Genomic DNA, 13,619 nt, shown 5'->3' with positions numbered 1-13,619 from the left:
TCATTTTAAAATTAGTAAGAAAAATTTTGGTTTTTAATTAGAGTGATATAAAATTCGATGAACAGTATTTTTAATCGATTTTATCATTTATTTATACCAATTTTAAATAAACAAGCTGTAAATTTGCAGAAATTAGATATAGTAAAATGTTTGATGTTCAAAAAGTAAGAGCACAATTCCCGATATTGTCCCAAACCGTAAACGGAAAACCACTGGTTTATTTTGATAACGGCGCTACTGCCCAAAAGCCTCAAGTGGTCATCGATGCGATTTCCCAATATTACAGCGAGATTAACGCCAACATCCATCGCGGTGTGCATACGTTGAGTCAGCTCGCAACGGATGCCTATGAAGTTTCCAGAAATACGATTCAGAAGCACCTCAACGCGAAACACAATCACGAAATCATCTTTACATCAGGTACAACCCAAGGGATTAATCTGGTAGCGAACGGTTTTGCATCAATCGTAAAAGCAGGGGATGAGGTGATGGTTTCCGCTTTAGAGCACCACAGCAACATTGTGCCGTGGCAGTTTATGTGTGAAAGAACCGGAGCCAAGCTCGTGGTAATCCCAATGAATGATAAAGGGGAATTGATTCTTTCTGAATTCGACAGATTGCTTTCTGAAAAAACGAAAATTGTAGCGGTTAACCATATTTCCAATGCCTTGGGAACGGTCAACCCTATTAAATATATTATCGATAAAGCACACAGTGTTGGTGCTGCGGTCTTAATTGACGGCGCCCAGGCCACGCCGCATTTGCGTCCCGATGTACAGGAGTTGGATTGTGATTTCTACGTGTTCTCGGGTCATAAAGTATGTGGGCCAACCGGAGTAGGGATCTTGTACGGAAAAGAAAGCTGGCTGAACCAACTGCCGCCTTATCAGGGTGGAGGGGAAATGATTAAAGAAGTTACCTTCGAGAAAACTACGTATGCCGAACTGCCTCACAAATTTGAAGCCGGAACACCAAATATTGAAGCGGGAATTGTTTTAGGAACCGCCATCGATTATCTGAACAGTGTCGGTTTCGATAACATTGCCAAATACGAAAAGGAATTGCTGGAATATGGTACGAAGCGTTTGCAGGAAATTGAAGGTTTGAAAATATACGGAACCGGTGAAAATAAGGCTTCGGTTATTTCGTTCAACATCGAGGGGATTCATCCATATGACATTGGCACGATTATAGATAAATTGGGCATAGCGGTGCGAACCGGCCATCACTGTACACAACCGATCATGAATTACTTCAATATTCCGGGCACGATACGAGCCAGTTTTGCGTTCTACAATACCAAAGAAGAAATTGATATCTTTGTCGAAGCGGTTAAAAAAGCACAGCGAATGTTATCTTAAAACCTGTAAATTATGAAAGGAATTACTCTTTTAGCGGCCCTGTCACTGACTATCGCAAGCTGCAACTGTCAAAAAAAAGCTGCCGAACAATCGAATGCAACTGAAATGAAAACAACGGATCAGCAAAATGTAATGCCGGTTATCGAATACACAGCGAATTCAAGAGGTTTTTTTCTTTTCGTAAGAGCTGAGAATCATAAATTGTACATCTCAAGAAACAGGGATGAAAATAAAATGTCACTGCCTGCAACTCCGGTAAGTGATACCGACTGGAAAGAAATAGAGAAACTTGCAAAAGCAGTGAATCTACAAACCGTGAATGATTTAAAATGGCCAACGGAAAAACGTTTTTACGATGGAGCGGCACATGCCAACATCACATTTCTTGTGGACAGTAACCGATATGAAACAAAAGGTTTCGATCATGGTTATCCGCCTGTAGAAATTGAAAAATTAGTGAATAAAATAGTTACTCTGGCCGAAAATAAACAATAAAATGACTATTAAGGAAATACAGAATGAGATTATTGACGAGTTCTCCATGTTTGATGATTGGGATGAACGTTTTCAATATGTCATTGACTTAGGAAAAGATCTTCCGTTGATTGATGAACAATTCAAGACGGATGAGAATACCATAAAAGGCTGCCAGTCTAAAGTGTGGGTTCACGCCGAAGAAAAAAACGGTAATATCATATTTACGGCTGATAGTGATGCGATCATCACCAAAGGAATCATCGCTATTTTAGTGCGTGCCTTTTCGAATCAGTCGCCGAAATCGATTTTGGAAGCTGATACGGATTTTATCGACGAAATCGGATTAAAAGAACATTTGTCGCCTACACGTGCCAACGGACTGGTGTCGATGATAAAACAAATTAAAATGTATGCTTTGGCCTTTCAGGCTAAGAATTAATTAACAGAAATTGCTTTGCGAATTCGCAATGAGATAAAGATGGAAGAATATAACGATACAATCAATTTAGGAGAGGATGTTGTAAAAGTATTAAAAGGCATTTACGACCCTGAAATCCCTGTGGATATTTACGAATTAGGATTGATTTACGATGTAATGATCAATGAAGATAACGAAGTGAAAATCCTGATGACCTTAACCTCGCCAAACTGCCCGGTGGCTGAAACATTGCCAATGGAGGTTGAAGAAAAAATTAAATCCATCGATGCTGTAAAATCATGCGAGGTGGAAATTACCTTTGATCCGCCTTGGAGCAAAGATTTAATGAGCGAAGAAGCTAAATTGGAATTAGGAATGCTATAATTAGTAAACAGGTTGCAGTCTCAGTGTTCGGTTTTTTCTGTGCTGCGACTGCAAACTGCAACTGAAAGTATGGACGAAATTGTAAACAGAGTCGCTAACAGCGCACTAGAGGTTTTTGATCTGGAGGATTATTTTCCGATGCAACCGATTGTAGAAATGGATATTTCACAATGGCTCTTTGGCGGTTTTATCCTAAAGGAAACCGAGTTTCGCGACCAGCTGAAAAACCACGATTGGGCTCAATATAAAGATGTGTATGTCGCGTTGTATTGTTCTCAGGATGCTATTCTGCCCGCTTGGGCTTATTCCCTTATTGCTGTTTTTTTACAGCCGCATACTTTAAAAGTTGTTAACGGAACCAAGAAAGAATTATTGCTGGCTGTATATCAGGAAACACTTGATTCTTTGGATTATGCCCCTTTTCGGGGAAAACCCTTAATTCTGAAAGGATGTTCCAAAAAGCCTGTTCCTCAGGAAGTATATGTATTGGCTGTCCAAAAATTGATGCCGTTTGTAAAAAGCATCATGTTTGGAGAAGCCTGTTCATCTGTTCCGCTTTACAAGAAAAAATAAAGTAATTAGCGAAACGTACTTTTTTTCTGAATTTTGCAGGATTTTTGCTATTTTAGTAATAGCAAAAAGTACTGGTTATGAAAAAAAGGATTACGCTTTTGTTATTTTTTATAGGGATAGTAAGCAGTTCTGCCCAGGAAATTGTTCCGGATACCCTCAAGCATTGGAAAACAAAAGGCAATGCTTCCCTGCTTTTCAACCAGTCCAGTTTTAATCATTGGGTTTCCGGAGGTGAAGACAGTTTTGCTGGAAATCTGGGTGTCAACTACGATTTTAATTATAAAAAGGATGATTGGACCTGGGATAATAAGATAATTGCTGCCTACGGATTGGTAAAAACAGCTAATTCCGCCTTCGAAAAGAAAACCGATGACCGTCTTGAAGTATACTCTATTTTAGGAAAAAAAGCAAAAGGTTATTGGTCGTATTCTTTCTTTGCCAACTTCAAGACACAATTTACCATTGGGTACATCTATGATAAAGATGCCAACGGTACTGAAATCAGAACCGAATACTCCGATTTCCTTTCTCCGGGATACCTTACGTTCGGACCCGGAATGCTTTGGAAAAAGAATGACAATATGAGGTTTAATATATCTCCGCTTACTTCTAAGCTTACTTTTGTTGATAGCGGTCACACTTTGCCCAACGAAGCTTATTTTGGCGTAAAAGAAGGGGAAAGCATGCGATACGAATTAGGTGCTTACGCTGCTGGATATTATAAGTTGATTATCATGGCCAATGTTTCAATTGAAAACATCGTGAGTTTATACTCTAATTATCTTGAAGATCCGCAGAATGTGGATCTGGATTACCAAATGAATGTTGTTATGAAAATTAATAAGTACCTGACAACCAATTTTGCATTTCAAACCATTTACGATGATAATGCTTTTCGAGGATTTCAGACCCGCCAGGTTTTTGGTCTAGCCGTAAACTTTGGTTTTTAAGAAATAAAAATCCCATCAGATAGTTGATGGGATTTTTTTTATTCGTCTTCCTTTTCAATAGCATCCTTGTAGTCAGGATAAAGGAATTTGTTGTACGGGAAACGGGTGATGTGAATTTCTCGCACTGCTTCATATACTTTTTCACGAAACTCTTCGAAATTCTCTTTTTTCTTGGCCGATATGAACAACGCATGTTTTTCACCAACTTTCGACATCCAAGTGTTTTTCCATTCCTCAAGAGTGTAGTGTTTGGTTGTTTTTTCGGTTATCAGATCGTCCTCTGCAATAGTCAGGTGCTTAAAGGAGTCAATTTTGTTGAAAACCATGATGGTTGGTTTGTCGGAGCTTTTGATATCCTGTAAAATCTGGTTTACCGAGGCGATATGATCCTCAAAGTCGGCATGTGAAATATCTACCACGTGTAGCAATAAATCGGCTTCACGCACTTCGTCCAAGGTGCTTTTGAATGATTCTACCAGCTGAGTAGGTAATTTACGTATGAATCCAACGGTATCAGACAATAGAAAAGGCAGGTTTTTGATAACCACTTTTCTAACGGTTGTGTCTAAGGTTGCGAACAATTTGTTTTCCACAAAAACATCGCTTTTCCCTATCGCATTCATCAAAGTGGATTTGCCCACATTGGTGTAGCCAACTAAAGCCACTCGCACCATAGCGCCGCGGTTGCTTCTTTGTATCGACATTTGTTTGTCGATGGTTTTTATTTTGTCTTTCAGCAAGGCAATACGGTCACGAACAATTCGACGGTCAGTTTCTATCTCGGTTTCCCCGGGACCACGCATACCGATACCTCCTCGTTGGCGTTCCAAGTGCGTCCACATTCCGGAAAGTCGGGGCAACAAATATTGACACTGAGCTAATTCTACCTGGGTTCGTGCGTAAGACGTTTCTGCCCGTTGCGCAAATATGTCAAGGATGAGGTTGGTTCGGTCCAGTACTTTGCAATCTAGAATTTTGGTTATGTTCTTCTGTTGTGCAGGAGTAAGTTCGTCGTCAAAAATAACGGTTGAGACCTCATTTTCTTTGATATATGTGTTAATGTCTTCTATTTTTCCCGTCCCCACAAAAGTTTTCGGATTGGGTTTGTCCATCTTCTGAGAAAATCGTTTTACGACCTCTCCTCCGGCAGTAAACGTTAGGAACTCCAATTCGTCCAGGTATTCGTTGAGTTTGTCTTCATTTTGTTGCTGTGTGACAATCCCTACAATAACTGTTTTCTCGAAGTTATGTGTTACTTTTTCTAGCATATTTCTGAATTGAACTGCAAAAATAAGTAATTAATGCAATAACAACCTATTTTACAAAAATGAGCCGGAATGTTAGATAAATAAAATCGGAACAAACAAATGTATTTTTGTGATTTTTAGGGCAGTGTGTTATAAAATAGTTATTTTTTTCTACATTTGGCCATTAAACTACAACAAACCAAATATTAGTTATGAAAAAAATTACTATTGTGATTTTCATGTTGCTAATTTCACTCCTCGGTTTTGCTCAACTTCCGGAAGGATTTGAGTCGGGGATACCGGCAACATGGAAGGTTATGGACAACAATGTAGGTACAGTGCAGAGCTGGGTGGGAACTAGTACCTCACCGTATCAGCCGGCTCATGGTGGTACGTGGCATGCCTACATTAACAGGGAGGCAGTTACGGCCGGACAGACTGCTGAAGATTGGTTGGTTACGCCTCTGGTGGCTGTTCCTGCGAACGGACAGTTGCGTTTCTGGACCAAAATGACCCTTCCGGGGGACAATGGAACGGTGTATCAAGTGCGCGTATCCACAACTTCACAATCTGATCGAACAACCTTTGTGCCGTTCCAAGAGTGGACGGAGACTCAACTGGAAACCGAAATGATAGCCGGGGGTGCTGCTGACTACAGTGCGTATGGTGAAATTGTGAAGAACCTGAGTGCCTATGCTGGACAAAGTGTTTATGTAGCATTCGTAAAGTCTCACACACCAACTGTTACTGGAGTTTCTGGAGACCGATGGTTGATCGATGATGTGAATATTACACAGCAATGTGCTAGTCCATCAAACTTAACTGCATCGGCAATTACTTTAACAACTGCGCAACTGGGCTGGACAAGTACAGGTCCGGCAACCTCTTGGGATATTGAAATGGTGCTTAGTGCAGGAACTCAAACAGGAGTCCCTACTGCAACCGGAGTTACAAACCCCGTTACGTATACTGGACTTACAGAAGGTACGCAATACAAATATTATGTAAGATCGAATTGTGGTGGCGGCAATACAAGTGTTTGGGTCGGGCCATATTATTTTAATACAATTCCGTATGGACAAACTTGTGCCGCTCCAATTGCTGTTACTACATTGCCGTATGCACATACAAGTAATACAGGAGTATATGGAGACGTGGTAGAGGGAAGTCCGGGATCTTCTTGTGGAATCACAGGTAACTATTTAAACGGAAACGATGTTTTCTATGCTTTTACACCTTCTTTTACAGGTGCTGTTGACATATCGATGACAACAACAGGAACTAATTCAGGTATTTTTGTTTATGCCAATTGTAATACAGTAGGAACAACTTGTTTGGCCGGGTCTGCAAATGCAGCTGCCGGGATCAGGAATATTCCGAATTTCACTGTTACGGCAGGAACTACCTATTATTTAGTTATTTCTTCAACTGGATCTCCTCAGATCATACCGTACACATTAAATATACAACAAATTTTCTGTGCGCAACCAACTGCTTTAACGACGACGGCTATTGCTCAGAACACGGCGACACTTGCTTGGACTAGTGCATTTAGCGCATTTCAATATGTAGTGCAGCCTGCAGGCACCGGTTTACCGCCGGGTGCCGGACTTGATATAGCAGGAAGTTCGGTTTCAGTATCAGGCTTATCACAGAATACACAATATGAGTTTTATGTAAGAGCAGATTGTGGTAACGGTCAGTTCAGTATTTGGTCAGGGCCTTATACGTTTAGAACACTATGTGGGCCTATTGCAATTCCTTTTACAGAAGGGTTTAACTCGAATTCTTCAACACAAGTTTGTTGGGCAGTAGCCAATGTTAATGGGGATGCCAATGCGTGGAATATGGATTATACTACTAATCCGCATGAAGGAGATCAGGCGGCTAGTATCGTTTCTAGTGCTTCAACCAATGATGACTGGTTAATGTCTCCGCAATTAATTTTGAACGGAAACCAACGTCTGCGATACAGATACAGAGTTGGATCTGCGACCTCACCATGTAATTTTGAAATTAGAGTTTCAACGACAGGTCCGATTCCTGCGAACTTTACAACTATAATTCTTCCTCAGGCCAGTTACAGCAACGTAACGTATGTTGAGAAGATTGTTAATATACCGCCGACAATTACAGGTAACGTGAATATCGGATGGCACGTGGCTCCTGGAGCTAACGGATCAAGAATATATATCGATCAGGTAATTGTTGAAGATATTCCGCCATGTCCTCAACCGATGGATATTGTAGCATCAGGAATTACACCTAACTCGGCTTCCATTAACTGGACTCCGGGAGGAACAGAAACTACTTGGCAGGTTGTAGTACAGCCGGCAAGTTTACCGGCACCTACTTCGCCAACACAAGGTACTACGGTAACAACACCTCCACCTTATGCAGCAACAGGACTTTTAGGTTCTACCACTTATAATGTTTACGTTTTGGCGAATTGTGGAGCTGATGGACCAAGCGTTTGGTCTGAGCCAATATCATTTACAACGTTGGTTGCACCACCGGTTTGTGGAGGAACATTTGTTGATGCGGGCGGATCAAACACAGATTATGCTAACAATTCAGATTTAACATGGACGATTTATCCGGCAACGCCAGGGGATGTTGTTACTGTAACTTTCTCATTTTTTAATACTGAGGCAAATTGGGATGGACTGTATGTTTACAATGGAAATTCAACAGCAGCACCTCAGATTCCGAGTACGAATGGTGCAGGGAACGGACCACTTACTTTGCCGGGAGCTTTTTGGGGAACTACAATCCCAGGCCCTTTCAGATCTTCTGCTGCAGATGGATCTTTAACGTTCCGATTCCGCTCTGATTCTGGTACAACTAGACCGGGGTGGGTTGCCAACGTAACATGCGCACTACCTCCAACTTGTGTAGAACCTTTAAGTATTACTCAGTCTGGAATTACTCATAACTCAGTTAACTTAGCTTGGACTGGAGGAAATGCTACAGCTTGGGAAGTAATCGCCGTGCCTTGTGGTTCGCCACGACCTACTGCAGCTACTGCAGGATGGGTTCCGGCACCAACGAATCCTTTTACTTTAACAGGTTTAAATGGTTCAACATGTTATGATTTTTATGTAAGAGGTGTTTGTACACCAACAGATTCGAGTTCTGTTACAGGACCTGTGTCAGCAACTACGCTTATGACACCACCGCAATGTGGAGGTGTTTTTACCGATGCAGGTGGATCTAACGCAGATTATGCAAACAGTTCAGATCTAACTTGGACAATTTATCCGACAACTCCAGGGGATGTTGTTACGGTAACGTTTACATCTTTTGATACAGAAGCTAACTGGGATGGATTGTATGTTTACAATGGAAATTCAACAGCAGCTCCTCAGATTCCGAGTACGAATGGTGCCGGAAGCGGACCACTTACTTTACCAGGAGCTTTTTGGGGGACTACAATCCCAGGCCCTTTCAGGTCTTCTGCCGCAGATGGATCTTTAACGTTCCGTTTCCGTTCTGACTCTGGTGGAACTAGACCGGGGTGGGTTGCCAACGTAACATGTGCACCAACTCCAACTTGTATAGAACCTGTAAGTATTACTCAGTCAGGAATTACAAATAATTCTGTGAATTTAGCCTGGACTGGCGGGAATGCTACAGCTTGGGAAGTAATAGCGCTTCCATGTGGTTCGCCAAGACCTACTGCAGCTACAGCAGGTTGGGTTCCGGCACCAACGAATCCTTTTACTTTAACCGGTTTAATTGGTTCAACATGTTATGATTTTTATGTAAGAGGAATTTGTTCTTCAGCCGACGCAAGTGAGGTGAGAGGTCCGGTGACAGCAACTACACAGATAACGCCACCAGTTTGTGGCGGAACTTTCACAGATGGAGGTGGCCCTTCATCGGATTATGCAAACAGTTCGAATCTAACTTGGACAATTTGTCCAACAACTCCAGGGGATGTTGTTACGGTTACATTCACTTCTTTTGATACAGAAGCTAATTGGGATGCTCTTTATGTTTTTGACGGAAACTCAATTAATGCGCCGCAAATTGCCAGTACAAACGGTGCTGGAAATGTACCGGGAGGATTGTCTGGAGGTTATTGGGGAACAACGGGCCCAGGGCAAATTACGTCTACTAGCCCTGATGGTTGTTTGACATTCAAATTCAGATCAGACGGTTTTGGAACAGAACCGGGATGGACAGCAAATGTAACGTGTGCACCACGACCAGCTTGTTCTAGACCGTCTCTTCCAACAGCAACACAAATCAGTTCTACATCCGCATTATTGGGTTGGGCTGAAAATGGAACAGCAACACAATGGCAGGTTTTAGTGCTTCCATTAGGTTCGCCGGCACCAACTCCGGGAACTTCTGGAACAATTGTAAACTCAAACCCGGCCTTGATTACTGGATTAAATTCAAGTACTCAGTATACTTTTTATGTAAGTGCTATATGTTCGCCAACTGAAATCAGTATCTGGTCTGTTGGTCATAATTTCACAACAGCGCCTGCAAATGATGAATGTGCTACTGCAACATTTGTTCCGGTAAACGGTGGTGGAGTTTGTGATCAAACCGTTATGGGTACGCTTTCATTGGCAACAGGATCAGCTGGAACACCAATTGCTCCGTGCGTTGGTACGCCTGATGACGATGTTTGGTACCAGTTTATTGCGACAAATTCTTATTTGAATGTTTCACTGCAAAATGTAGCAGGCTCAACGGACAACTTAAATTTTGCTGTATATTCAGGAACATGTAATGGTTTAACACAGATGTTCTGTAGTGCTGCTGATGAACTTACAGGCACACTTAATGGATTGACTGTGGGTCAGACGTATTACGTACGTGTATATTCTAATGAGGCTACACCTCAGACTACAACATTTAACTTATGTATTTCAACACCTTCAACTTGTAGTAATGCTTCAACAGCATGTGCTTCGAATAACTATGGAAGTACTACAGGAGTAACTGATTTAGGTGCGATCGGATGTTTATCTACATCTCCAAACCCTAGATATTTTGTTATTCAGGTTGGAACTTCAGGTCCAATTAATTTCTTATTGACACAATCTTCTCCAGGAAGCCCAACACCAGATCTTGATGTTGATTATGCAGCTTGGGGACCATTTACAAGCAGTACTGCAGGATGCGCAGCTGGTATTCCATTTATAGCGCCAGTAAACACGAATCCATCTGCTAATAATCCGCAAGATCATGGGTGTAGTTATAGTGCTGAGTCAACTGAGCAATTCAATATTCCGAATGCACAGGCAGGTGAATTCTATGTTATCTTGATTACCAACTATGCAGATGAAACTGGTATTATCAATTTCAATCAAATAAATGCTGGTACTCCGGGTGCGGGGTCAACATTCTGTTGTCAGGATGCGAATTTCAGCTATTCACCGACAACTTACTGTAAAGGCAGCAGTGCTAACCCGGTTGCAACGATTGCACAAGGTTCAGTGGCAGGAACATTCTCAAGCCCTAACAATGCTGTTGTTTTTGCTAATACGGCAACAGGGGAAATTGATTTAGCAGCAACACCAGCGGGTAATTATGTTATTAATAATACACTTGCGCCGACTGCATCATGTGGTGTGAAAACTTATTCTTTTGTAATCAGTATCGTGGCGCCACCGACTGCAACGATTAGTTATGCTGCTCCGACTTTCTGTAAAAGTTTAGCAGGAACGCAAGATATTACAGTTACGGGAACACCTGGAGGTAATTTTACAGTTGAACCGGTAGGATTGAATATCAATGCAATGACCGGAGCTATTACTCCTTCAGGAAGTGTTCCGGGTACATATACGGTATGGTACTATTTCCCTGCATCTACAGGTTGTAGTGGTACAAGATTCTCGACTACAGTAACAATAAATGCATTGCCTGCTGCTGCGCCTACTGTGGTACAGCCTACTTGTACAACACCAACGGGAACAATTACGGTCTTACCAACAGGTGCTTCGTATGAATATAGTATTGATGGAGGTTTAACGTATCTTCCAACAAATGTATTTAGTGATTTGGCGCCGAACAGCTATAACGTTGTAATACGTGATACTGCTTCAGGATGTACTTCGACTGCTATTGTTGCTACTGTCAATTCGACACCAACTGCACCAACTGCACCGACTGCAACAGCTACTTCGCCAACGACTTGTGCTGTACCTACAGGAAGTGTAACAGTTTCCGATCCGGTTGGTGCAAATTATGAATATAGCATTGACGGAACTACCTTCCAATCAGGTGTTACATTCTTGAATTTATTGCCAGGATCATATAATGTTGTCGTGCGTGATGTCACTAGCGGATGTGTTTCTACTGTTACGCCAGTAACTGTGAATCCGGCTCCGGGTGCTCCTGCAGCCCCAACGGCCAGCGTTACTGTACAACCGTCTTGTGTCACTACAACCGGTACAATCGTTGTAACAGCTCCTACAGGTGCAACACTGGAATATTCTTTAGATGGAACTACGTATCAGTCAGCGACTACTTTCGCCGGACTTACGCCAGGTAATTATAATGTGTCTGTTCGTGATACTGCTTCAGGATGTATTTCTAGCGCAATATCCCTTGTTGTGAATCCAATTCCTGCTAGTCCTGCAGTACCAACTGCTACGGCTACAGTTCAACCGACTTGTGCTGTGTCAACGGGTACAATCGAGGTGTCAGCTCCTCAGGGGTCTAATTACGAGTATAGCGTAAATGGAACAACTTATCAGCCTGGAGCTACGTTTAACGGATTAGTATCCGGAAGTTACAATGTTACAGTACGTGACATTACTACTGGTTGTGTATCTTCTGCGACGGTTGTAGTAATTGATCCTGCTCCGGCAATGCCTTCTGCTCCGTCAATAAATATTACGGTTCAGCCAACTTGTGATGTTCCTACGGCATCTATTGAAATTATTGCTCCTTTAGGCGCAGGTTATGAATATAGTGTTGATGCTTCGGCTTTCCAAAGTGGAACTGTTTTCACCGGATTAGCCATAGGAATGCATACTGTTTTTGTTCGTGATATAGCGGCTGGATGTACTTCACAGTCTCCGATAGAAATTATTGCTGCTGATATACCAAATACGCCTGAGTTAGCTGTAGTTAGTCAACCAGTTTGTTTTGATGGTAAAGGTAGTATTAAAGTGGATTCTCCGCTTGGTGCTGATTATGAGTATTCATTAAACGGAGGTGCATATCAGTCTAATCCTGTTTTCGCAGGCTTAAATGAAGCAATCTATACGATTACTGTTAAAGATGTGTTGACTGGATGTATTTCTTCGGCTGAATCAATAGATTTACAGGATTCAGGTTGTGAGATTCCAAAAGGTATTTCTCCAAATAATGATGGTGCTAATGATGAATTCGATTTATCTAGTTTAAATATCGCCAAACTGTCTATCTTCAACCGTTACGGAGTTGCAGCCTATACTTACGGAGCCGGTTATACCAAACAATGGCACGGTCAGTCTGACGCGGGTCAGGAGTTGCCGGACGGAACGTATTATTATGTAATTGATACGACTAATGGTCAGACTCGTACAGGATGGGTATATATCAACAGAGAGCAATAAAAGAGATGAACAAGATCACTGCTCCCTTAACCGGGGGCAGTGTTTTCTAAAAGGTAAACAATAGAATATGAAGAAAATTTATTTGACCGTTTTAGTAGCCTTAGCAGGCTTATTAGAAGTTCAGGCCCAGCAGGATCCTCACTACACTCAGTATATGTACAATCTGAGCGTTGTGAACCCGGCCTATGCGGGATCCAAGGATGCGCTATCGATGGGATTATTATATAGAAAACAATGGGTAGACATTGAGGATGCGCCAACTACGGGAACATTTTTCGGTCACAGCCCCGTTGGCAAGAACGTTGGTTTGGGTTTGTCTGTAATCAACGATAAGATCGGCCCTGTTGAGGAGACCAACTTTTACGGGGATTTCTCGTACACGCTTAATTTGGGCGAGGTACACAAATTGGCCTTCGGTATGAAAACGGGTGCTACTATGCATAAGGTTGGCTTGTACGATGATATCGGAAACGGCCACGTTCCTGATGATAGTGACCCTGCGTTTGCGGAGAATACGAACAATACGTTTTTCAACATCGGTGCGGGATTGTTTTTCTACACGGATAAATACTACATCGGTGCTTCGGTTCCGAACATGCTTAAATCGAAACACCTTGACTTTGACGGCAGGGAGTTCGGGTCGG

9 protein-coding genes are annotated in these 13,619 nt (G+C 42.0%); 8 read left to right on the top strand and 1 reads right to left on the bottom strand.

The features are described from left to right. The first annotated feature begins 146 nt into the window (after positions 1-146). From FEDK69T_RS02570 to FEDK69T_RS02545, 6 genes are all read left to right on the top strand, one after another. The gene (locus FEDK69T_RS02570) at positions 147-1,361 is read left to right on the top strand and encodes an aminotransferase class V-fold PLP-dependent enzyme (RefSeq protein WP_023572580.1); all 1,215 of its coding nucleotides are present in this window, start codon (positions 147-149) and stop codon (positions 1,359-1,361) included. 12 nt (positions 1,362-1,373) lie between these two features. Then, entirely contained in the window at positions 1,374-1,856 is a 483-nt protein-coding gene (locus FEDK69T_RS02565) for a hypothetical protein (RefSeq protein WP_023572579.1), read from the top strand. A 1-nt stretch (position 1,857) separates the two neighbouring features. Beyond that, entirely contained in the window at positions 1,858-2,277 is a 420-nt protein-coding gene (locus tag FEDK69T_RS02560; RefSeq protein WP_023572578.1) for a SufE family protein, read from the top strand. Positions 2,278-2,316: 39 nt separating this feature from the next. After that, positions 2,317-2,640 (top strand): SUF system Fe-S cluster assembly protein, encoded by a 324-nt coding sequence (locus FEDK69T_RS02555; RefSeq protein WP_023572577.1) that lies wholly within the window; start codon positions 2,317-2,319, stop codon positions 2,638-2,640. Positions 2,641-2,709: 69 nt separating this feature from the next. Then, positions 2,710-3,213, top strand: a complete 504-nt coding sequence (locus FEDK69T_RS02550) for a DUF2480 family protein (protein ID WP_035630681.1) — start codon at positions 2,710-2,712, stop codon at positions 3,211-3,213. A gap of 77 nt (positions 3,214-3,290) precedes the next feature. After that, positions 3,291-4,163 carry a DUF3078 domain-containing protein gene (locus tag FEDK69T_RS02545; protein WP_023572575.1) on the top strand — a complete coding sequence of 291 codons (873 nt, stop codon included), beginning with the start codon at positions 3,291-3,293 and terminating at the stop codon, positions 4,161-4,163. Positions 4,164-4,201: 38 nt separating this feature from the next. Here the strand turns inward: FEDK69T_RS02545 and hflX are convergent, their stop codons facing one another. Then, positions 4,202-5,431, bottom strand: coding sequence for a GTPase HflX (gene hflX / locus FEDK69T_RS02540; RefSeq protein WP_023572574.1), 1,230 nt, complete (start codon positions 5,429-5,431; stop codon positions 4,202-4,204). A gap of 191 nt (positions 5,432-5,622) precedes the next feature. On the opposite strand from hflX, the gene FEDK69T_RS02535 reads away from it, so the two are divergent. Both FEDK69T_RS02535 and FEDK69T_RS02530 read left to right on the top strand, forming a co-directional pair. After that, positions 5,623-12,975 carry a choice-of-anchor J domain-containing protein gene (locus FEDK69T_RS02535; RefSeq protein ID WP_023572573.1) on the top strand — a complete coding sequence of 2,451 codons (7,353 nt, stop codon included), beginning with the start codon at positions 5,623-5,625 and terminating at the stop codon, positions 12,973-12,975. 67 nt (positions 12,976-13,042) lie between these two features. Then, the coding region (locus tag FEDK69T_RS02530; protein ID WP_035656293.1) for a PorP/SprF family type IX secretion system membrane protein at positions 13,043-13,619 on the top strand (577 nt) is incomplete at its 3' end.

The sequence above is a fragment of the Flavobacterium enshiense DK69 genome (genome assembly GCF_000498495.1).
In the GTDB taxonomy this organism is placed as follows: domain Bacteria; phylum Bacteroidota; class Bacteroidia; order Flavobacteriales; family Flavobacteriaceae; genus Flavobacterium; species Flavobacterium enshiense.
This window is presented reverse-complemented; position numbering and strand designations above follow the sequence as displayed.

What these genes read in the sequence shown, in the direction of transcription:
- FEDK69T_RS02570 (WP_023572580.1), top strand. Translation starts at nt 147, where the DNA reads ATGTTTGATGTTCAAAAAGTAAGAGCACAATTCCCGATATTGTCCCAA.
- FEDK69T_RS02565 (WP_023572579.1), top strand. Translation starts at nt 1,374, where the DNA reads ATGAAAGGAATTACTCTTTTAGCGGCCCTGTCACTGACTATCGCAAGC.
- FEDK69T_RS02560 (WP_023572578.1), top strand. Translation starts at nt 1,858, where the DNA reads ATGACTATTAAGGAAATACAGAATGAGATTATTGACGAGTTCTCCATG.
- FEDK69T_RS02545 (WP_023572575.1), top strand. Translation starts at nt 3,291, where the DNA reads ATGAAAAAAAGGATTACGCTTTTGTTATTTTTTATAGGGATAGTAAGC.
- hflX (WP_023572574.1), bottom strand. Translation starts at nt 5,431, where the DNA reads ATGCTAGAAAAAGTAACACATAACTTCGAGAAAACAGTTATTGTAGGG.
- FEDK69T_RS02550 (WP_035630681.1), top strand. Translation starts at nt 2,710, where the DNA reads ATGGACGAAATTGTAAACAGAGTCGCTAACAGCGCACTAGAGGTTTTT.
- FEDK69T_RS02555 (WP_023572577.1), top strand. Translation starts at nt 2,317, where the DNA reads ATGGAAGAATATAACGATACAATCAATTTAGGAGAGGATGTTGTAAAA.
- FEDK69T_RS02535 (WP_023572573.1), top strand. Translation starts at nt 5,623, where the DNA reads ATGAAAAAAATTACTATTGTGATTTTCATGTTGCTAATTTCACTCCTC.